The 19,818-nt window shown below is 43.3% G+C and carries 17 protein-coding genes, 10 tRNA genes and 3 rRNA genes; 28 read left to right on the top strand and 2 right to left on the bottom strand.

What is annotated here, in order from left to right; translation table 11 throughout:
- The first annotated feature begins 9 nt into the window (after positions 1-9).
- From A6J84_RS00355 to A6J84_RS00420, 14 genes are all read left to right on the top strand, one after another.
- Entirely contained in the window at positions 10-3,108 is a 3,099-nt protein-coding gene (locus A6J84_RS00355) for a tail fiber domain-containing protein (RefSeq protein WP_227743428.1), read from the top strand.
- Complete coding sequence (locus A6J84_RS00360) at positions 3,105-3,314, top strand: hypothetical protein (protein ID WP_095725767.1); 210 nt, start codon at positions 3,105-3,107, stop codon at positions 3,312-3,314. The genes A6J84_RS00355 and A6J84_RS00360 overlap by 4 nt, the downstream gene beginning before the upstream one ends.
- Complete coding sequence (locus A6J84_RS00365) at positions 3,304-3,939, top strand: hypothetical protein (protein WP_095725768.1); 636 nt, start codon at positions 3,304-3,306, stop codon at positions 3,937-3,939. Before A6J84_RS00360 ends, A6J84_RS00365 begins: the two co-directional genes overlap by 11 nt.
- Before the next feature lie 8 nt (positions 3,940-3,947).
- Entirely contained in the window at positions 3,948-4,229 is a 282-nt protein-coding gene (locus tag A6J84_RS00370) for a hypothetical protein (RefSeq protein ID WP_049505442.1), read from the top strand.
- A 15-nt stretch (positions 4,230-4,244) separates the two neighbouring features.
- Positions 4,245-4,475 (top strand): phage holin, encoded by a 231-nt coding sequence (locus A6J84_RS00375; RefSeq protein ID WP_095725769.1) that lies wholly within the window; start codon positions 4,245-4,247, stop codon positions 4,473-4,475.
- 9 nt (positions 4,476-4,484) lie between these two features.
- The gene (locus tag A6J84_RS00380; RefSeq protein ID WP_095725770.1) at positions 4,485-5,489 is read left to right on the top strand and encodes a GH25 family lysozyme; all 1,005 of its coding nucleotides are present in this window, start codon (positions 4,485-4,487) and stop codon (positions 5,487-5,489) included.
- 215 nt (positions 5,490-5,704) lie between these two features.
- Positions 5,705-6,034 (top strand): hypothetical protein, encoded by a 330-nt coding sequence (locus tag A6J84_RS00385; protein WP_227743427.1) that lies wholly within the window; start codon positions 5,705-5,707, stop codon positions 6,032-6,034.
- A 24-nt stretch (positions 6,035-6,058) separates the two neighbouring features.
- Complete coding sequence (gene acrIIA6 / locus A6J84_RS00390; protein ID WP_095725772.1) at positions 6,059-6,610, top strand: anti-CRISPR protein AcrIIA6; 552 nt, start codon at positions 6,059-6,061, stop codon at positions 6,608-6,610.
- The gene (locus A6J84_RS00395; RefSeq protein ID WP_095725773.1) at positions 6,607-7,203 is read left to right on the top strand and encodes an AP2 domain-containing protein; all 597 of its coding nucleotides are present in this window, start codon (positions 6,607-6,609) and stop codon (positions 7,201-7,203) included. Before acrIIA6 ends, A6J84_RS00395 begins: the two co-directional genes overlap by 4 nt.
- A gap of 61 nt (positions 7,204-7,264) precedes the next feature.
- Positions 7,265-7,507 (top strand): hypothetical protein, encoded by a 243-nt coding sequence (locus tag A6J84_RS00400; RefSeq protein WP_095725774.1) that lies wholly within the window; start codon positions 7,265-7,267, stop codon positions 7,505-7,507.
- A 40-nt stretch (positions 7,508-7,547) separates the two neighbouring features.
- Positions 7,548-7,925 (top strand): single-stranded DNA-binding protein, encoded by a 378-nt coding sequence (locus tag A6J84_RS00405; protein WP_095725820.1) that lies wholly within the window; start codon positions 7,548-7,550, stop codon positions 7,923-7,925.
- Positions 7,926-8,080: 155 nt separating this feature from the next.
- Positions 8,081-8,365: a co-chaperone GroES gene (gene groES / locus A6J84_RS00410; RefSeq protein WP_000917326.1), complete on the top strand. Its 285-nt coding sequence runs from the start codon at positions 8,081-8,083 to the stop codon at positions 8,363-8,365.
- 15 nt (positions 8,366-8,380) lie between these two features.
- Positions 8,381-10,003: a chaperonin GroEL gene (gene groL, locus A6J84_RS00415; protein WP_000031557.1), complete on the top strand. Its 1,623-nt coding sequence runs from the start codon at positions 8,381-8,383 to the stop codon at positions 10,001-10,003.
- Between the two features lie 123 nt (positions 10,004-10,126).
- The gene (locus A6J84_RS00420) at positions 10,127-10,894 is read left to right on the top strand and encodes an epoxyqueuosine reductase QueH (protein WP_084921629.1); all 768 of its coding nucleotides are present in this window, start codon (positions 10,127-10,129) and stop codon (positions 10,892-10,894) included.
- A gap of 70 nt (positions 10,895-10,964) precedes the next feature.
- On the opposite strand, the gene A6J84_RS00425 is transcribed toward A6J84_RS00420, so the two are convergent.
- Both A6J84_RS00425 and recX read right to left on the bottom strand, forming a co-directional pair.
- A complete protein-coding gene (locus A6J84_RS00425) occupies positions 10,965-11,498 on the bottom strand; it encodes a DUF402 domain-containing protein (protein WP_070696466.1) in 534 nt (177 codons plus the stop codon).
- 88 nt (positions 11,499-11,586) lie between these two features.
- On the bottom strand, positions 11,587-12,363 hold the full coding sequence (gene recX, locus A6J84_RS00430; RefSeq protein WP_095725821.1) for a recombination regulator RecX: 777 nt from the start codon (positions 12,361-12,363) through the stop codon (positions 11,587-11,589).
- A gap of 37 nt (positions 12,364-12,400) precedes the next feature.
- Between recX and rlmD the strand changes: the two genes are divergently transcribed.
- From rlmD to A6J84_RS00505, 14 genes are all read left to right on the top strand, one after another.
- Positions 12,401-13,762: a 23S rRNA (uracil(1939)-C(5))-methyltransferase RlmD gene (gene rlmD, locus A6J84_RS00435; RefSeq protein ID WP_095725822.1), complete on the top strand. Its 1,362-nt coding sequence runs from the start codon at positions 12,401-12,403 to the stop codon at positions 13,760-13,762.
- A 66-nt stretch (positions 13,763-13,828) separates the two neighbouring features.
- Positions 13,829-13,900, top strand: a tRNA-Glu gene (locus A6J84_RS00440).
- Positions 13,901-14,131: 231 nt separating this feature from the next.
- Positions 14,132-15,677 (top strand): 16S ribosomal RNA (locus tag A6J84_RS00450).
- Positions 15,678-15,728: 51 nt separating this feature from the next.
- A tRNA-Ala gene (locus A6J84_RS00455) sits at positions 15,729-15,801 on the top strand.
- 122 nt (positions 15,802-15,923) lie between these two features.
- Positions 15,924-18,824, top strand: a 23S ribosomal RNA gene (locus A6J84_RS00460).
- A 76-nt stretch (positions 18,825-18,900) separates the two neighbouring features.
- Positions 18,901-19,016: ribosomal RNA gene (gene rrf, locus A6J84_RS00465) — 5S ribosomal RNA — on the top strand.
- Together the 16S, 23S and 5S rRNA genes with 10 tRNA genes alongside form the textbook arrangement of a ribosomal RNA operon.
- Before the next feature lie 105 nt (positions 19,017-19,121).
- Positions 19,122-19,194, top strand: a tRNA-Val gene (locus A6J84_RS00470).
- A gap of 2 nt (positions 19,195-19,196) precedes the next feature.
- Positions 19,197-19,269: transfer RNA gene (locus tag A6J84_RS00475), tRNA-Asp, on the top strand.
- Between the two features lie 24 nt (positions 19,270-19,293).
- Positions 19,294-19,366: transfer RNA gene (locus A6J84_RS00480), tRNA-Lys, on the top strand.
- A 5-nt stretch (positions 19,367-19,371) separates the two neighbouring features.
- Positions 19,372-19,453, top strand: a tRNA-Leu gene (locus tag A6J84_RS00485).
- A gap of 12 nt (positions 19,454-19,465) precedes the next feature.
- A tRNA-Thr gene (locus A6J84_RS00490) sits at positions 19,466-19,538 on the top strand.
- A 27-nt stretch (positions 19,539-19,565) separates the two neighbouring features.
- Positions 19,566-19,637, top strand: a tRNA-Gly gene (locus A6J84_RS00495).
- Positions 19,638-19,644: 7 nt separating this feature from the next.
- Positions 19,645-19,730 (top strand) — tRNA-Leu (locus A6J84_RS00500).
- Between the two features lie 11 nt (positions 19,731-19,741).
- Positions 19,742-19,815 (top strand) — tRNA-Arg (locus tag A6J84_RS00505).
- Positions 19,816-19,818: the final 3 nt, after the last annotated feature.

Consider the following 19,818-nt stretch of genomic DNA (forward strand, 5'->3'; position numbering starts at 1 on the left):
GGGCAGAACATGGATATATTCAGACGTAGGAAATTCGATGAAGCAATGTTTGCTAGAAACCGCACCCTTGCTATCAGAGTAGGACAGTATCAATCAAGTGATATCAAAGAGGCTAGTTTTGATTATGGCTATATCAAGGGTGATGCTTACAAACCGGGTGGAACATGCGCCGGTAGCGCTAAAATCATCTTCTCTAGCATCATTACCACTTTCAATAAGCTAGATAAGATTTACCCAGAAATCGGCCTTTTAGTAGACGGAACCTATGAATGGGTGAAGATGGGCGAATACTTCATCAATGATATTGAGATTGACCGGAACCGTAAAACGACCAAGCTCGACCTTATGGACGGGATGTTTAAGCTCAATCGTGAACACATCACATCTCTGACCTATCCTGCTGAAATTAGACAAGTTATCAAAGAGATTTGTCTGAAAACGGGAGTCGAGCTAGCAAACGAGAACATGGATTTAACATCCATGAATTACCAAATCGAGAAAATCCCCCCTGAGAAAAAAATGACATTCAGAGACGTCTTGAGCCTAGCATCTCAAATGCTCGGGATGTCTTGCTTTTTCAATCGAGAAGGAAAACTTGAAATCAAGGAATTGACTGACTCAGGTATCACGATCACAGCAGATAGCTATTTCATGCACGGCTTGACTAAGAGTGAGATCCAGTATCAGATTGCAGGGATAACTTGCAAGAAAGACAAAGAGACTCTTACTGTTGGCTTGCGGACTGGGCGCTCGCTAGAACTTGAAAATCGGTTCATGTATCAAGCGATTTTAGATAATCTGTATCAAAAAATCAAGGATATCCGTTATTATCCATATAACTTGAATTATCAAGGGCATTTATTGCTAAATGTAGGCGAATGGGTGACTATTAAGACAAATACGGGTGAGAGCTTCAAATCTCCAGTATTAAGCCAGTCATTCACATTCAAAGGCGGTCTACGTGGCCGTATCAGCGCAGATAGTAAGGCTGGGAATGATGCGCAGTATTCATACGCAGGAACACTCACAAGAAAAATTGAGCAATTCAATGAATTTGAGAAGCAACTTCAAAACCAATTTGAAGAGGCGGACAGAGGACATGACCAAAAGGTCGAAAAGCTCAAGAGTGACTTCGATGAGCAAATCAAGCTAGCCAAAGCAAAAGCAGAAGAGGTCAAGCAAAGTCTAACAGAGACAATCGACCAACGTTTCAGAAATTTTGATAGCGCAGGTCTGCGTGAGGCTAAGCAAAAATCAGACGAAGCCTTAACGAAAGCTGGTGCTAGTGCCTTACTTGCTGAAGAAGCCAAGCGCATCAGTGAGCAAGTGAGACGGCAGCTTGATAACAAGGCTGATCTCGTCGAATTTCAACGAGTAAAAGAGACCAATCAGCTCTATGAGCGCATTATCGGCAGTAGCGAGTCTGATATCGCTGAGAAAGTCTCAAGGATTGCCTTAACTAATCAGTTGTTCCAGGTTGAGGTGGCTAAAAATGTCGGAGATAGCCGAAATTATGTGAAGAATGCTGATTTTCGTGAGGGTTCTAAAAATTGGAAAGAAATGAACGCTTCGGGATTAAATTTCAACTATGAACATTCATCGCGAAATCGAAACAAATCAGGCGTGCACGTTTATGGTACATCTATAAATGCTCGTTATTTTGGATTGCAACAGACATTCAAAATTGAACTAAAAAAATCCGACAAAATCACTCTTTCTTTTTTGGTTTCAAAAGATGGATACAATACTTTTTCCGGCCTAAATGTTGGTTTACATTATAGGAAAGACGGTGCAATAAAATCACAGGCATGGAAGGAGATTCCAAATAGCGACATAACTTCATCCATTTATAAAAAACTTAATTTTAACTATGAGTTGCCAGTTGATATTGATGAAATCAATTTAATGTTTTATGGAAATCCTGGGAAATCAATAAACATTTACATTTCAGAAATAAAACTTGAAATTGGAAGTAATGCGACATCATTCACGCTAGCTCCTGAAGACACAGACGAAGCTGTTCGTACAGTTCAAAATCAACTAGCTAATTCATGGGCAATTCAAAACCTGACTAGCGCAGGCTCTATTATCTCTCAAATTAATGCGACGAATAACCAAGTCTTGATTGAAGCCGAAAAGATTCGTCTTAAGGGTAAGACCTTACTTGACGAACTAACAGCGATTGATGGTTACTTCAAGCGCTTGTTTGTAGGCGAGGGTGCATTTGCTAAGCTGAACGCTGAGATTATCGGTTCAAGGACCATTACAGCTGACAAGCTGATTATGGACTCGGCCATGGCTCGGTTGTTCGTCTCGAGCGATATCTTCACAGACACGCTTGCTGCTAAAGAAGCCTTCATCAACAAACTTCGGTCAGTAGTAGTATCTGCGACCTTGCTTGAAGGTTTTAAAGGTCGAATCGGTGGATTCCAAATTGGTACGCATGATAAGGACCCGTCAACTTATTGGCTGACTGGAACGAACCAGTTTGAAGTTGGTATGAGCAGTGGTGATACGAAGTGGGGCCAAACAGCTCTTTGGGTGAACTGGGGAGATAATTGGACCAAGCCGAGCGACTATGCTTGGTTTGTTAAGCGATCTGGAGAAATGCACTGTTATAATACTGCCCATTTTTGGAGAAGACCTGTTGTTCATGGAGATTTGGAAGTAAGAGGTGATATTCTTTATTACAACAATGAAGGTAATAGAGTTGCTGGAAGATGGATGTATTCTTCTGAGTATAGAAAAATTGAAAGATCAAATGGATATCTTTATTTTTATCTAGGACCTGGTTCCTACGACTGGATCCCGATGAATAAGGAGATTTCAGACCGCAGGTATAAGCACAATATCGAAGATAGCACAGTCTCAGGTCTCGATGTTATCAAAAATCTAAAGACGTACAGCTATCGAAAAGAATACGACGGAAAAATCGAGGATATTTCGTGTGGTATCATGGCGCAAGATGTACAGAAGTACGCTCCTGAAGCATTTTTGGAAAATCCAGATGGCGCTTATTCATATAGCAGTTTCGTACTCGTACCTTATTTAATTAAGGCTATTCAGGAGCTCAATCAAAAAATAGAAAAATTGGAGAAAACAGCATGAATGAACAAGACAAACAAATCAGCAGTCTAGCGATTAAGTCGCTTGGTGAAAAGGTCGGCAAAGAGGCTACTCAATCGGCCACGCTCGAAGCGCTGTACACAGTGACAGCGATGGAGCTTGAGCAAATGAAGCAAATCATCGAATCGGATGAAAAACTGAAAGCTAAGTTTGAAGAAGTGAAAGGAAAAATGACAAATGGCAATTAATAACTATGAGCTTGCAGGCAAGCCTTATACTCGTGGCCTTGGGGATAACCTCAAGACCGTGGTTGAAATTCGCCTCTCAGATGGTACCCGTTACAGCACAAACATGCGTGAGTTGTCAGGAGACCGCACGTCGGAGCAAGAGGATGTCTTGATTCAAGCGGTGCTGGATATTATCAAGGCTGAATTAGATCCAGGCTCTACCATCGTGAAGGCACAAGCTAAGCTTGAAGAGGCTGAGCATAAAATCGCTGAGAATGCAAACAAGCAAAATGAACTCTCTGAACTCGTTAAACAGACTCAAGAGAACGCTCGCTTGAGTGGCAAATTGCTTCATATCATGGTCTTGAACTCAGTTATGAGCAAGAACATTGCTTATGGGACTACTTACAAAGAGTTAGTTGAACTCATTCCACTTGCTGAAATTGGCAAAACGTACATGCCAAACGACCTCATCACGATTGAGGATTCAAGCCATGTTGAGGTCAACGGCGAAGGCAAACGTATCTTGATTCATTTGAATAAGGAATTTACTTATAACGGTGAACCAGTCAGCGCATTTGCTACAAATGGCGCCCTCGAGCAAAACGGAACGGGTGTTGCTTGGAAATTTGAAGGTAAAGAATAGGGGTGCTTATGCCAGGATATGAACGACTAATCTTGCAAATCTTTCTTTCTCTAATTCCTGTCATTGGGCTTTATTTTTCGATGAAAGATAAGGCAACCAAGCAAGAGAACCGTCTCACTATTTTAGAAAAAGATATTGAGAACTTGCATGAATTTAAAACATCGGCCAATAAAAGGCTCGATAACCACGATGAACAAAATAAGGCTATCTTAGTACTAGCTGAGCAAGTGAAATCGCTCGGTGAGGATGTAAGAGAGCTTAAAAGTTTGATTCAAAATAAACAACAATAAAAGGAGAAACTCAAAATGATTAACTGGAAATTGCGCTTGCAAAACAAAACAACACTCATTGCTCTTCTTGGAGCAATCTTCCTTATGGTTCAACAATTTGGCCTTGAAATCCCCAAAAATATCCAGGACGGTGTGAACACATTCGTTTACATCCTGGTATTGATTGGTGTCGTGAATGACCCAACCACAGCAGGGATTTCGGACAGCAAACGGGCTCTTGACTATCAAGAACCAAGCGAAGATTAGGAGAAAACAATGAAGAAAAACGACTTATTCATCGATGTATCTAGCCACAATGGATACGATATTACAGGTATCTTGGCTGACATGGGTACACAGAATACTATTATCAAAGTTTCTGAAAGTACAAATTACCTAAACCCTTGCCTGTCTGCTCAAGTTGAGCAATCCACACCAGTTGGATTCTATCATTTTGCTTGGTTTGGTGGTGACATTGAAGAAGCTGAGCGAGAAGCACGTTACTTCCTTGATAATGTGCCCCAAAAAGTAAAATACTTGTGCCTCGACTACGAAGATCACGCAAGCGGAGATAAACAGGCAAATACAGATGCTTGTATTCGCTTCATGGAAATCCTCAAAGAAAATGGCTATGAGCCAATTTATTACAGCTACAAGCCATTCACGCTCAATAATATCTATTATGAGCAGATTCTTGCGAAATTCCCAAACAGCCTTTGGATTGCCGGGTATGGTTTAAACGATGGTAACGCTGACTTTGAATATTTCCCAAGTATGGACGGAATCCGTTGGTGGCAATATTCTTCAAATCCGTACGACAAAAACATTGTTTTACTAGATGACGAAGAAGCTAAACCTAAATGGAAAAAGAATGATACCGGATGGTGGTATGAATATCCTGACGGATCTTACCCAAAAGACAAATGGGAAAAGATTGATGGCATCTGGTATTGCTTCGACGAGAGAGGTTATTCAATAGCTTCTCGCTGGTTGAAGGATGATAGTAAGTGGTATTATCTCAAAGAAAATGGCGCAATGGCCATTGGTTGGGTGCTTGTGAATGGCAAATGGTACTATCTTGATGCTTCAGGAGCGATGGTCACTGGTTGGGTTCAATACAAGGACAAACTATACCATCTCAAAGAAGAAAATGGCGAAATGTCTTCAAAAGAACTTGTCAAAGTCGAAGGAGGCTGGTACTACGTCAACGAAGATGGCAGCCGTTCAGACAAACCAGCATTTGATGTATTACCTGATGGACTAATTGTTACTACAAAATAATTTTTTTAAAAATAGAAAGGAAAATTTCTAAAATATTGTTCTAGTTGTTTTAACCGCAGGCAATAGCTTGCGGTTTTTTTGTTTGCTCTGAAAGTAGTTTCTAAAATAAAAAATCTTTAAATTTCTTTGTGTTTATTGTTGACAAACTATCTTATATGATATATAATATACTTGTAAGATAAATAAAGGAGAGATCAAAAATGAAAAAAGAAGTAATGACACTAGCATGGGAAATAGCAAAACGTGGCGCTAAAAGATTCGGCGGTTCAACAGTTGAATATATCGCAGAAGCTATAAAAATCGCATGGGGAATCGTTAAATCAGAACAAGAAGAAACAGAACACTATAACTTAAAACAATGGCGTGCAGTTGAAGCTAAAATGCGCCAAGCTGGTAAATATGGATACGCTAATATGCTCGGCGAAGCTAAAGAAGTAAAATTCAACGAAGTGATGCACAAAGCTGGCGCTTACTACGGCATCGAAGTCATTGCAGACGGTTCTAACTATGGCACATACTACATCGCTGAAAAAGCGTGGGCTTAATCAAAGGAACAGAGGTATATAATCATGGAAATTAACAACGACATCAAAGACCTAATTTTGGAATATGTAGGACGATACTTCCGATATGAGAATGATTTCTACAAGCTACCAGGTATCAAATTCACTGACGCCAATTGGCAGAGATTTAAGAGTGGCGAGACTTCTATTGAGAAGATGGGTGCTGCAAGAGTCAACGCTATGCTTGATCACTTATTTGAAGACTTTGAATTGGCCATGATTGGCAAGGCTCAAAATCGTTACTATCTAAATAATTCGCTTAAGATGAACATGACATTTCACGCTTACTATGACCAATTTAAGAAGCAACAACTATTGAAATGGATTGAGAATAGCCGTGAAGATGTTATCGGTTGTACTGGCAGAATGTATACAGCTGATGGAAACTTCATAGCTAATGCTTATCTTGAGGTAGCTTTAGAAAGTAGCAACCTAGGAGAAGGTTCATACATGCTTCAAATGCGATTCAAGAATTACTCTCGTGATCCAAGACCAATTCCAGCTGGTCGTCAAAATCGACTTGAATGGATTGAGAAGAACTTGGAGAATATCCGATGAGAGAGAATATAATCGGGCAGAGATTCAATCGTCTCGTTGTCATAGAAGATGACGGGACAAGGTCTTCTAAAGGAGAAATCAAATGGCTCTGCCAATGTGATTGTGGTAATCTATATCACGCCCTCAGATATAGATTAAAAAACGGTCTAACTAAATCTTGTGGATGCCTTAATGACGAGAAGAAGCGTGAGAGGTTCAAAGACCTTTCAGGAACCGAAACAGATAACTTCAAGATTATTGACAGAGCATATTCTAAGAATCAGCGTGTGTGGTGGAATTGTATCTGTAAGCATTGTGGTCAGAGCGTGATTCTGAATAATAATCTTATCGGCCATCAGACCTCTTGTGGTTGTAGACGTGGAGCATCTAAGGGCTATATGGACTCTATTCGAGATCCCGAGAGTCGAAAATCTACGAAACCAACTGTTAGGAGTAGCACTGGTGTTCGTGGTGTCTATTTCAATAAGCGAAAGAAGAACTATCAAGTATTCATCAATGTTGATAAGAAGCCAAAGTATTTAGGCAGCACCTCATCTCTTGAAGAGGCTGTGAAAATGCGCCGTGAAGCTGAGGTAGAGTATGGTTACAAATAAAATAGTGATTTTTTCACTGTTTTTTCTTTTTTTACGAATAGATAAGTAGGAGGAAGAAAACATGAACATTTTGAAGATTGAACTTGCGAGCATAGAGCAGACAGAATTAGGTTTTGAGCATTGGGTAGATGTGACTTACCAGGTGCCAATTTTAAAGAATGAATACAGGGTCAAGCTGTTATTATTCATGGAATGCAAGATAGAGGACCAGGAAGTGATTGAGTACCTGGTATCAACTTGGAAGTATCGTGATCTGGTGTTGCATTCGGTAAGGATGTATGAGATGGAACGAGAAGGTACGTGACTGTAAAAATCATTTTTTATGTATTTTGCTCTAACTAATCATGATCGGGCGCTTGACGTCTACACCAGAATTGCACAAAACAAACAATGACAAGTCAGTAGCGCGAGTAACTATCGCTGTGAACCGTCGTTACAAAGACCAAAACGGGGAACGTGAAGCTGACTTTGTCAATCTTGTTCTTTGGGGGAAATTGGCTGAAACCTTGGCAAGCTACGCAACTAAAGGTAGTCTTATCTCTGTGGATGGAGAACTTCGTACCCGTCGCTTTGAGAAAAATGGCCAGATGAACTATGTGACTGAAGTCCTTGCCACAGGATTCCAACTTTTGGAAAGCCGCGCCCAACGTGCTATGCGTGAAAATAATGCAGGACAGGATTTGGCAGATTTGGTCTTGGAAGAGGAAGAATTGCCATTTTAAGCATTGAAAAGTCTGAGTTGGTCTCAGGCTTTTTATCTTGCCAAAGTCAGACTTTTTTCTTGACTATTTCTGACCAAGTGATACAATAGAACTATGAATTAGCACTCAGATATAAAGAGTGCTAATAATATGTATTTCATCATGGAGGAAAACAGATGTTGAAACCATTAGGAGACCGTGTGGTCTTGAAAATCGAAGAAAAAGAACAAACTGTTGGAGGCTTTGTCCTTGCGGGCTCAGCCCAAGAAAAAACAAAAACAGCCCAAGTTGTAGCTACTGGACAAGGGGTTCGTACCTTGAACGGTGACTTGGTTGCTCCAAGCGTTAAGCCTGGAGACCGTGTCTTAGTTGAAGCTCATGCAGGTATTGATGTCAAAGATGGCGATGAAAAGTACATCATCGTTGGCGAAGCCAATATTTTGGCAATCATTGAAGAATAGAAGGAGAAAGTAAGTATGTCAAAAGAAATTAAATTTTCATCTGATGCTCGTTCAGCTATGGTCCGTGGTGTCGATATCCTTGCAGATACTGTTAAAGTAACCTTGGGACCAAAAGGTCGTAATGTTGTATTGGAAAAATCATTTGGTTCACCATTAATTACCAATGACGGTGTTACTATTGCCAAAGAAATCGAATTGGAAGACCATTTTGAAAATATGGGTGCCAAATTGGTATCAGAAGTAGCTTCAAAAACCAATGATATCGCAGGTGACGGAACGACAACTGCAACTGTCTTGACCCAAGCTATCGTCCGTGAAGGAATCAAAAACGTCACTGCAGGTGCCAACCCAATCGGTATCCGTCGTGGGATTGAAGCAGCAGTTGCCGCAGCTGTAGAAGCCTTGAAAAACAATGCCATTCCTGTTGCCAACAAAGAAGCCATCGCTCAGGTTGCTGCCGTATCTTCCCGTTCTGAGAAAGTCGGCGAATACATCTCTGAAGCTATGGAAAAAGTTGGAAAAGATGGAGTCATCACTATTGAAGAATCACGTGGTATGGAAACAGAGCTTGAAGTCGTGGAAGGGATGCAGTTTGACCGCGGTTACCTATCACAGTACATGGTGACAGATAGCGAAAAAATGGTGGCTGACCTCGAAAATCCATACATTTTGATTACTGATAAGAAGATTTCAAATATCCAAGAAATCTTGCCACTCCTAGAAAGTATTCTCCAAAGCAATCGTCCACTCTTGATTATTGCGGATGATGTGGATGGTGAAGCTCTTCCGACTCTTGTATTGAACAAGATTCGTGGAACCTTCAACGTAGTAGCAGTTAAGGCCCCTGGCTTTGGTGACCGTCGTAAGGCTATGTTAGAAGACATCGCTATCTTGACAGGCGGAACAGTCATCACAGAAGATCTTGGTCTTGAGTTGAAAGACGCTACTATTGAGGCGCTAGGTCAAGCAGCGAGAGTAACTGTGGACAAAGATAGCACGGTTATCGTAGAAGGTGCTGGAAATCCTGAAGCCATTTCCCACCGTGTTGCGGTTATCAAGTCACAAATTGAAACTACAACATCTGAATTTGACCGCGAAAAATTGCAAGAACGCTTGGCAAAATTGTCAGGTGGTGTCGCAGTCATCAAGGTCGGTGCTGCAACTGAAACTGAGTTGAAAGAAATGAAACTCCGCATTGAAGATGCCCTCAACGCTACTCGTGCAGCCGTTGAAGAAGGAATCGTTGCAGGTGGTGGAACTGCTCTTGCCAATGTCATTCCAGCCGTTGCTGATTTGGAATTGACAGGAGATGAAGCAACAGGACGCAATATTGTTCTCCGCGCCTTGGAAGAGCCTGTTCGTCAAATCGCCCACAATGCAGGATTCGAAGGGTCTATCGTCATTGACCGTTTGAAAAATGCTGAAGTTGGTACAGGCTTCAACGCAGCAACTGGCGAGTGGGTCAACATGATTGAAGAGGGAATCATCGACCCAGTTAAAGTGAGCCGTTCAGCCCTTCAAAATGCAGCCTCTGTAGCTAGCTTGATTTTAACAACAGAAGCAGTCGTAGCCAATAAACCAGAACCAGTAGCCCCAGCTCCAGCAATGGATCCAAGCATGATGGGCGGGATGATGTAAAAGCAACTTATAAAAAACACAAAAGGAGGGAACATAATCCCTCCTTTTAAGGTTTTCTCTTCTAAATAGATTTGAGCTCTCCTAACTTATATGATAAAATAAAACTAGAAAAAGGAGAAGAACATGATCGATGTAGAAGAAATTCTGAGCAAGATGAATCCCAATCAGAAGATTAATTATGACCGTGTTATGCAAAAAATGGTACAGATTTGGGAGAAAAATGAGCAACGTCCCACTATTCTCATGCATGTTTGCTGTGCTCCTTGTAGTACCTACACCCTAGAATACCTGACAAAATACGCTGATGTGACCATCTATTTTGCCAATTCCAATATCCATCCCAAGGCAGAATACCACAAGCGAGCTTACGTCACCAAGAAATTTGTTAATGATTTCAATGAGCGAACAGGAAATACGGTTCAGTATTTAGAAGCGCCTTATGAACCCAATGAATACCGGAAGTTAGTCAGAGGACTGGAAGAAGAACCTGAAGGTGGTGACCGTTGCAAGGTTTGTTTTGACTACCGTCTGGACAAAACAGCACAGGTAGCTATGGACTTGGGCTTTGACTATTTTGGTTCAGCTTTGACCATCAGTCCTCATAAGAATTCTCAAACCATCAACAGCATCGGAATCGATGTGCAAAAGATTTACACCACCCACTATCTTCCAAGTGATTTCAAGAAAAATCAAGGCTACAAGCGCTCGGTGGAGATGTGCGAGGAGTATGATATCTATCGTCAATGTTATTGTGGATGCGTCTATGCAGCTCAAGCTCAGAACATTGATCTTGTTCAGGTTAAGAAGGATGCTACGGCTTTCTTGTTGGATAAGGATGTTGAAAAAGACTATTCCCACATCAAGTTTACTGTTACTAAATTAGATATATAGAAACCAACCCAGTTGTAAAGCTGGGTTTTTCAAATAAAAAAACCAGGGCTCTCACCCCGGATTGACAACTTTACCGATTCTTTAGTTCTATGTAGCGTTTGTACCAAATGTTGACATAGGCCTCTGAGAAAGGACCGCGTCCATTGTTGATCCAATAAACAAGGATTTTAACATGCTCTTTCAAAATATAGTCTAAATCATCAGAATACTTCATTTTACGTTTATGGCGCTCATACTCTTCAACGTCCAAGAGACGCTTTTCACCATCAGTGAAGACCTTGACATCCAAATCATAATCAATGTATTTCAGGGCTTCCTCATCTAGATAGTAGGGGCTAGCCATATTGCAATAGTAGGAAATCCCATTATCGCGAATCATAGCAATGATATTAAACCAATATTTTTTGTGAAAGTAAACAATAGCCGGTTCTCGAGTCACCCAACGACGACCGTCACTTTCGGTAACAAGTGTGTGGTCGTTGACGCCGATAATGGCGTTCTCTGTTGTTTTTAGTACCATGGTGTCTCGCCAAGTACGGTGAAGACTCCCATCATGCTTATAACTTTGAATTGTAATAAAGTCGCCTTCTTTTGGAAGTTTCATAACTAACCAACTTTCTACAATTTATAAGTTTATCGTTTACTATTATATCATAAATCGGTCTAATTTTTTTGAATTTTACACGAAAATATTAAAGATATTCTCTGAGAGCGATGGCTATATCCGAAAAATCATAGCCTTTTCGAGCTAAAACTTGGGTTAAACGTTGTTTAAGTTCGTATCCTTTATACTTTCGAGCATACTTAGCATATTGTTTGTCTAGCTCTTTAAAAATGAGTTCTTGAGTCGTTTCTTGGTCGACTTGACTGTCCAAGTCATCAAAGGCACTTTTAGCATCAGAATAGGAGAAGCCTTTGTTCGTCAAGTTTTGGATAATCTTATCTTGCAAGGCACGAGAGGGAAGCTTTCCATTGTATTTTTTAAGCAGTTTTTCTGCAACACGTTGAGCAATCTCTGAAAAATCAAAATCCTTTAAAACCTCTTCAATAGTTGATTTGGCAATCCCTTTTTGAGACAGTTTTTGAGCTAGCACATAGGGTCCCTTATCTCCAGAAAGTTGATTGGCATTGATGATGGAATAAGCATACTGACGATCATTAATCCAGTTATCTTCTTTAAGATTGGCGATAACTTGACTTGTGATTTTTTCATCAAGATCATACTTTTTCAGATACTCTCGCACTTCCTTTTCAGTACGGGCCTTGAAGGATAAATGGTAGAGAGCGAGATTCTTACCATAAGAAAACTGGGCAAAATCCTGAATCTCGGTCAGTTCCTCTTTACTAATGACCTTATCTCGAGACAGCATAAAACGGACAATAGTATCTTCCGTGATATAAGAGGTTTGCTGTCCATCTAGTTCCATCAAGTAGAGACGTTTTTTCTTTTCAAGTTTTGTGATTTTCATAGTTCTATTATACCCTAAAATGTGATAAGATAGGGGTATGAATCTGAAAGTCAAACAAAAAATACCTTTAAAAATCAAGCGGATGGGCATTAATGGTGAGGGAATCGGTTTCTATCAGAAAACCCTCGTTTTTGTGCCAGGCGCCCTCAAAGGAGAAGACATCTATTGTCAGATTACTTCTATCAAACGTAACTTTGTAGAAGCAAAATTACTAAAGGTTAATAAGAAGTCTAAATTTCGAGTCGTGCCAGCTTGTACGATTTATAATGAATGTGGTGGTTGCCAAATCATGCATCTCCACTACGATAAACAGTTAGAGTTCAAAACAGATCTGCTCCATCAAGCCCTGAAAAAATTTGCTCCTGCGGGATATGAAAAATATGAGATCCGTCCAACTATCGGAATGCAGGAACCAAAGTACTACCGTGCTAAGCTTCAATTCCAGACTCGGAAATTTAAAAATCAGGTCAAGGCAGGTTTGTATGCACAAAACTCTCATTATCTCGTAGAGTTGAAAGACTGTTTGGTGCAAGATAAGGAAACCCAAGTGATTGCGAATCGCCTAGCTGAACTTCTTACTTACCACCAAATTCCAATTACAGATGAGAGAAAAACGCTCGGTGTTCGCACCATCATGGTACGCAGAGCAAGAAAAACGGGACAAGTCCAGATAATCATCGTCACGAATCGACAGCTTAATGTAACCCAGCTAGTAAAAGACTTAGTTAAAGATTTTCCAGAAGTCGTCACAGTTGCAGTCAATACAAATACAGCAAAAACAAGTGAAATCTATGGTGAAAAGACAGAAATTATCTGGGGTCAAGAGAGAATTCAAGAAGGAGTACTCGACTATGAGTTTTCTCTCTCACCCCGAGCTTTTTATCAACTTAATCCGGAGCAGACAGAAATTCTCTATAGTGAAGCAATTAAGGCTTTGGATGTCAGCAAAGAAGACCATCTAATCGATGCTTATTGTGGTGTTGGGACGATCGGATTTGCCTTCGCAAATAAGGTCAAGAGTCTTAGAGGAATGGATATTATTCCAGAAGCCATAGAAGATGCCAAGAGAAATGCTCAAAAAATGGGGTTTGACAATACCCATTACGAAGCGGGGACAGCAGAAGAGATTATTCCACGCTGGTATAAAGAAGGCTACCGAGCGGATGCCTTGATAGTTGACCCTCCTCGTACAGGCTTAGATGATAAGCTGTTGGAAACCATTCTGACCTACGTTCCAGACAAAATGGTCTATGTATCCTGCAATGTTTCGACCTTAGCGCGAGATTTGGTTAAACTAGTAAAAGTCTATGACCTCCAGTATATCCAGTCGGTCGATATGTTTCCCCACACTGCACGGACAGAAGCAGTGGTTAAATTAGTGAAGAAAAGAAAAAATTAACTTCACTGAAAAAAGTCCTTGACAAAGGTAAAAAAGTAGGTATAATAGAAAGAGTTGAAAAGCTCAGGTCCGTTGGTCAAGGGGTTAAGACACCGCCTTTTCACGGCGGTAACACGGGTTCGAATCCCGTACGGACTATGGTGTATTGCGGCTAAAAAAACTTGAAAAAAGTTTAAAAAATCTGTTGACAGAGACAGATGGCTGTGATATACTAATATAGTTGTCGCTTGAGAGAGAATGAGTGACAAAGACCTTTGAAAACTGAACAAGACGAACCAATGTGCAGGGCACTATAACTGAGGTTATAGTACTGAACAATGAAAAAAACAATAAATCTGTCAGTGACAGAAATGAGTAAGAACTCAAACTTTTAATGAGAGTTTGATCCTGGCTCAGGACGAACGCTGGCGGCGTGCCTAATACATGCAAGTAGAACGCTGAAGGAGGAGCTTGCTCTTCTGGATGAGTTGCGAACGGGTGAGTAACGCGTAGGTAACCTGCCTGGTAGCGGGGGATAACTATTGGAAACGATAGCTAATACCGCATAATAGTAGATGTTGCATGACATTTGCTTAAAAGGTGCAATTGCATCACTACCAGATGGACCTGCGTTGTATTAGCTAGTTGGTGAGGTAACGGCTCACCAAGGCGACGATACATAGCCGACCTGAGAGGGTGATCGGCCACACTGGGACTGAGACACGGCCCAGACTCCTACGGGAGGCAGCAGTAGGGAATCTTCGGCAATGGACGGAAGTCTGACCGAGCAACGCCGCGTGAGTGAAGAAGGTTTTCGGATCGTAAAGCTCTGTTGTAAGAGAAGAACGAGTGTGAGAGTGGAAAGTTCACACTGTGACGGTATCTTACCAGAAAGGGACGGCTAACTACGTGCCAGCAGCCGCGGTAATACGTAGGTCCCGAGCGTTGTCCGGATTTATTGGGCGTAAAGCGAGCGCAGGCGGTTAGATAAGTCTGAAGTTAAAGGCTGTGGCTTAACCATAGTACGCTTTGGAAACTGTTTAACTTGAGTGCAAGAGGGGAGAGTGGAATTCCATGTGTAGCGGTGAAATGCGTAGATATATGGAGGAACACCGGTGGCGAAAGCGGCTCTCTGGCTTGTAACTGACGCTGAGGCTCGAAAGCGTGGGGAGCAAACAGGATTAGATACCCTGGTAGTCCACGCCGTAAACGATGAGTGCTAGGTGTTAGACCCTTTCCGGGGTTTAGTGCCGCAGCTAACGCATTAAGCACTCCGCCTGGGGAGTACGACCGCAAGGTTGAAACTCAAAGGAATTGACGGGGGCCCGCACAAGCGGTGGAGCATGTGGTTTAATTCGAAGCAACGCGAAGAACCTTACCAGGTCTTGACATCCCTCTGACCGCTCTAGAGATAGAGTTTTCCTTCGGGACAGAGGTGACAGGTGGTGCATGGTTGTCGTCAGCTCGTGTCGTGAGATGTTGGGTTAAGTCCCGCAACGAGCGCAACCCCTATTGTTAGTTGCCATCATTCAGTTGGGCACTCTAGCGAGACTGCCGGTAATAAACCGGAGGAAGGTGGGGATGACGTCAAATCATCATGCCCCTTATGACCTGGGCTACACACGTGCTACAATGGCTGGTACAACGAGTCGCAAGCCGGTGACGGCAAGCTAATCTCTTAAAGCCAGTCTCAGTTCGGATTGTAGGCTGCAACTCGCCTACATGAAGTCGGAATCGCTAGTAATCGCGGATCAGCACGCCGCGGTGAATACGTTCCCGGGCCTTGTACACACCGCCCGTCACACCACGAGAGTTTGTAACACCCGAAGTCGGTGAGGTAACCATTTGGAGCCAGCCGCCTAAGGTGGGATAGATGATTGGGGTGAAGTCGTAACAAGGTAGCCGTATCGGAAGGTGCGGCTGGATCACCTCCTTTCTAAGGATAAGGAACTGCACATTGGTCTTGTTTAGTCTTGAGAGGTCTTGTGGGGCCTTAGCTCAGCTGGGAGAGCGCCTGCTTTGCACGCAGGAGGTCAGCGGTTCGATCCCGCTAGGCTCCATTGGTGAGAGATCACCAAGTAATGCACATTGAAAATTGAATATCTATATCAAATAGTAACAAGAAAATAAACCGAAACGCTGTAGTATTAAAAGAGTTTATGACTGAAAGGTCAAAAAATAAGGTTAAGTTAATAAGGGCGCACGGTGGATGCCTTGGCACTAGGAGCCGAAGAAGGACGTGACAAACGACGATATGCCTTGGGTAGCTGTAAGTAAGCGATGATCCAGGGATTTCCGAATGGGGGAACCCAACAGGTACTACCTGTTACCCGCATCTGTTAAGGATGTGAGGAGGAAGACGCAGTGAACTGAAACATCTAAGTAGCTGCAGGAAGAGAAAGCAAAAGCGATTGCCTTAGTAGCGGCGAGCGAAACGGCAGGAGGGCAAACCGAAGAGTTTACTCTTCGGGGTTGTAGGACTGCAATGTGGACTCAAAGATTATAGAAGAATGATTTGGGAAGATCAGCCAAAGAGAGTAATAGCCTCGTATTTAAAATAGTCTTTGTACCTAGCAGTATCCTGAGTACGGCGGGACACGTGAAATCCCGTCGGAATCTGGGAGGACCATCTCCCAACCCTAAATACTCCCTAGTGACCGATAGTGAACCAGTACCGTGAGGGAAAGGTGAAAAGCACCCCGGGAGGGGAGTGAAATAGAACCTGAAACCGTGTGCCTACAACAAGTTCGAGCCCGTTAATGGGTGAGAGCGTGCCTTTTGTAGAATGAACCGGCGAGTTACGATATGATGCGAGGTTAAGTTGAAGAGACGGAGCCGCAGGGAAACCGAGTCTGAATAGGGCGAATTAGTATCATGTCGTAGACCCGAAACCATGTGACCTACCCATGAGCAGGTTGAAGGTGCGGTAAGACGCACTGGAGGACCGAACCAGGGCACGTTGAAAAGTGCTTGGATGACTTGTGGGTAGCGGAGAAATTCCAAACGAACTTGGAGATAGCTGGTTCTCTCCGAAATAGCTTTAGGGCTAGCGTCGACATAAAGATTCTTGGAGGTAGAGCACTGTTTGGGTGAGGGGTCCATCCCGGATTACCAATCTCAGATAAACTCCGAATGCCAATGAATTATGGTCGGCAGTCAGACTGCGAGTGCTAAGATCCGTAGTCGAAAGGGAAACAGCCCAGACCACCAGCTAAGGTCCCAAAATAATTGTTAAGTGGAAAAGGATGTGGGGTTGCACAGACAACTAGGATGTTAGCTTAGAAGCAGCTATTCATTCAAAGAGTGCGTAATAGCTCACTAGTCGAGTGACCCTGCGCCGAAAATGTACCGGGGCTAAAACAATTTACCGAAGCTGTGGATACCTTTATAGGTATGGTAGGAGAGCGTTCTATGTGTGAAGAAGGTATACCGTGAGGAGTGCTGGAACGCATAGAAGTGAGAATGCCGGTATGAGTAGCGAAAGACAGGTGAGAATCCTGTCCACCGTAAGACTAAGGTTTCCAGGGGAAGGCTCGTCCGCCCTGGGTTAGTCGGGACCTAAGGAGAGACCGAAAGGTGTATCCGATGGACAACAGGTTGATATTCCTGTACTAGAGTATGTAGTGATGGAGGGACGCAGTAGGCTAACTAAAGCAGACGAATGGAAGTGTCTGTCTAAGCAGTGAGGTGTGATATGAGTCAAATGCTTATATCTATAACATTGAGCTGTGATGGGGAGCGAAGTTTAGTAGCGAAGTTAGTGACGTCACACTGCCAAGAAAAGCTTCTAGCGTTTAAACATACTCTACCCGTACCGCAAACCGACACAGGTAGTCGAGGCGAGTAGCCTCAGGTGAGCGAGAGAACTCTCGTTAAGGAACTCGGCAAAATGACCCCGTAACTTCGGGAGAAGGGGTGCTGACTTTACGTCAGCCGCAGTGAATAGGCCCAAGCAACTGTTTATCAAAAACACAGCTCTCTGCTAAATCGTAAGATGATGTATAGGGGGTGACGCCTGCCCGGTGCTGGAAGGTTAAGAGGAGTGCTTAGCGTAAGCGAAGGTATGAATTGAAGCCCCAGTAAACGGCGGCCGTAACTATAACGGTCCTAAGGTAGCGAAATTCCTTGTCGGGTAAGTTCCGACCCGCACGAAAGGCGTAATGATTTGGGCACTGTCTCAACGAGAGACTCGGTGAAATTTTAGTACCTGTGAAGATGCAGGTTACCCGCGACAGGACGGAAAGACCCCATGGAGCTTTACTGCAGTTTGATATTGAGTGTCTGTACCACATGTACAGGATAGGTAGGAGTCTATGAGATCGGGACGCCAGTTTCGAAGGAGACGTTGTTGGGATACTACCCTTGTGTTATGGCCACTCTAACCCGGATAGGTTATCCCTATCGGAGACAGTGTCTGACGGGCAGTTTGACTGGGGCGGTCGCCTCCTAAAAGGTAACGGAGGCGCCCAAAGGTTCCCTCAGAATGGTTGGAAATCATTCGCAGAGTGTAAAGGTATAAGGGAGCTTGACTGCGAGAGCTACAACTCGAGCAGGGACGAAAGTCGGGCTTAGTGATCCGGTGGTTCCGTATGGAAGGGCCATCGCTCAACGGATAAAAGCTACCCTGGGGATAACAGGCTTATCTCCCCCAAGAGTTCACATCGACGGGGAGGTTTGGCACCTCGATGTCGGCTCGTCGCATCCTGGGGCTGTAGTCGGTCCCAAGGGTTGGGCTGTTCGCCCATTAAAGCGGCACGCGAGCTGGGTTCAGAACGTCGTGAGACAGTTCGGTCCCTATCCGTCGCGGGCGTAGGAAATTTGAGAGGATCTGCTCCTAGTACGAGAGGACCAGAGTGGACTTACCGCTGGTGTACCAGTTGTCTTGCCAAAGGCATCGCTGGGTAGCTATGTAGGGAAGGGATAAACGCTGAAAGCATCTAAGTGTGAAACCCACCTCAAGATGAGATTTCCCATGATTTTATATCAGTAAGAGCCCTGAGAGATGATCAGGTAGATAGGTTAGAAGTGGAAGTGTGGCGACACATGTAGCGGACTAATACTAATAGCTCGAGGACTTATCCAAAGTAACTGAGAATACGAAGTGTGAGGTTTTCTTGGTATTTGATAGATATTCAATTTTGAGTAGGTATTACTCAGAGTTAAGTGACGATAGCCTAGGAGATACACCTGTACCCATGCCGAACACAGCAGTTAAGCCCTAGAACGCCGGAAGTAGTTGGGGGTTGCCCCCTGTGAGATATGGAAGTCGCTTAGCTCGAGGGAGTTTAGCTCAGTTGTAATTGAGAGGAAATCGAAATTACAATCGGCGGATGAGAGAAACGAAGTTTCTTACCGTTGGCTGAGCTAGACTCCGCCCTTTGGGAGTTTAGCTCAGCTGGGAGAGCATCTGCCTTACAAGCAGAGGGTCAGCGGTTCGATCCCGTTAACTCCCATAGGTCCCGTAGTGTAGCGGTTATCACGTCGCCCTGTCACGGCGAAGATCGCGGGTTCGATTCCCGTCGGGACCGTTTAAGATAACGGAAGTTATTTTAGACTCGTTAGCTCAGTTGGTAGAGCAATTGACTTTTAATCAATGGGTCACTGGTTCGAGCCCAGTACGGGTCATATTTGCGGGTTTGGCGGAATTGGCAGACGCACCAGATTTAGGATCTGGCGCTTAACGGCGTGGGGGTTCAAGTCCCTTAACCCGCATAATAGAAAGTAGCCGGCTTAGCTCAGTTGGTAGAGCATCTGATTTGTAATCAGAGGGTCGCGTGTTCAAGTCATGTAGCCGGCATTTTTTTATATAGAATAAGAGGTCGATGCGAACGTAGTTCAGTGGTAGAACACCACCTTGCCAAGGTGGGGGTCGCGGGTTCGAATCCCGTCGTTCGCTTAGAGAGGCCGGGGTGGCGGAACTGGCAGACGCACAGGACTTAAAATCCTGCGATTGGTAACGATCGTACCGGTTCGATTCCGGTCCTCGGCATATAATGATGAGCACCCTTAGCTCAACTGGATAGAGTACCTGACTACGAATCAGGCGGTTAGAGGTTCGACTCCTCTAGGGTGCATTT

This window comes from Streptococcus sp. FDAARGOS_256 (assembly GCF_002289235.2).
In the GTDB taxonomy this organism is placed as follows: Bacteria; Bacillota; Bacilli; order Lactobacillales; family Streptococcaceae; genus Streptococcus.

What these genes read in the sequence shown, in the direction of transcription:
- A6J84_RS00425 (WP_070696466.1), bottom strand. Translation starts at nt 11,498, where the DNA reads ATGAAACTTCCAAAAGAAGGCGACTTTATTACAATTCAAAGTTATAAG.
- acrIIA6 (WP_095725772.1), top strand. Translation starts at nt 6,059, where the DNA reads ATGGAAATTAACAACGACATCAAAGACCTAATTTTGGAATATGTAGGA.
- A6J84_RS00365 (WP_095725768.1), top strand. Translation starts at nt 3,304, where the DNA reads ATGGCAATTAATAACTATGAGCTTGCAGGCAAGCCTTATACTCGTGGC.
- rlmD (WP_095725822.1), top strand. Translation starts at nt 12,401, where the DNA reads ATGAATCTGAAAGTCAAACAAAAAATACCTTTAAAAATCAAGCGGATG.
- A6J84_RS00400 (WP_095725774.1), top strand. Translation starts at nt 7,265, where the DNA reads ATGAACATTTTGAAGATTGAACTTGCGAGCATAGAGCAGACAGAATTA.
- A6J84_RS00420 (WP_084921629.1), top strand. Translation starts at nt 10,127, where the DNA reads ATGATCGATGTAGAAGAAATTCTGAGCAAGATGAATCCCAATCAGAAG.
- groES (WP_000917326.1), top strand. Translation starts at nt 8,081, where the DNA reads ATGTTGAAACCATTAGGAGACCGTGTGGTCTTGAAAATCGAAGAAAAA.
- A6J84_RS00395 (WP_095725773.1), top strand. Translation starts at nt 6,607, where the DNA reads ATGAGAGAGAATATAATCGGGCAGAGATTCAATCGTCTCGTTGTCATA.
- A6J84_RS00380 (WP_095725770.1), top strand. Translation starts at nt 4,485, where the DNA reads ATGAAGAAAAACGACTTATTCATCGATGTATCTAGCCACAATGGATAC.
- recX (WP_095725821.1), bottom strand. Translation starts at nt 12,363, where the DNA reads ATGAAAATCACAAAACTTGAAAAGAAAAAACGTCTCTACTTGATGGAA.
- A6J84_RS00375 (WP_095725769.1), top strand. Translation starts at nt 4,245, where the DNA reads ATGATTAACTGGAAATTGCGCTTGCAAAACAAAACAACACTCATTGCT.
- A6J84_RS00360 (WP_095725767.1), top strand. Translation starts at nt 3,105, where the DNA reads ATGAATGAACAAGACAAACAAATCAGCAGTCTAGCGATTAAGTCGCTT.
- A6J84_RS00385 (WP_227743427.1), top strand. Translation starts at nt 5,705, where the DNA reads ATGACACTAGCATGGGAAATAGCAAAACGTGGCGCTAAAAGATTCGGC.
- A6J84_RS00355 (WP_227743428.1), top strand. Translation starts at nt 10, where the DNA reads ATGGATATATTCAGACGTAGGAAATTCGATGAAGCAATGTTTGCTAGA.
- A6J84_RS00405 (WP_095725820.1), top strand. Translation starts at nt 7,548, where the DNA reads ATGATCGGGCGCTTGACGTCTACACCAGAATTGCACAAAACAAACAAT.
- groL (WP_000031557.1), top strand. Translation starts at nt 8,381, where the DNA reads ATGTCAAAAGAAATTAAATTTTCATCTGATGCTCGTTCAGCTATGGTC.
- A6J84_RS00370 (WP_049505442.1), top strand. Translation starts at nt 3,948, where the DNA reads ATGCCAGGATATGAACGACTAATCTTGCAAATCTTTCTTTCTCTAATT.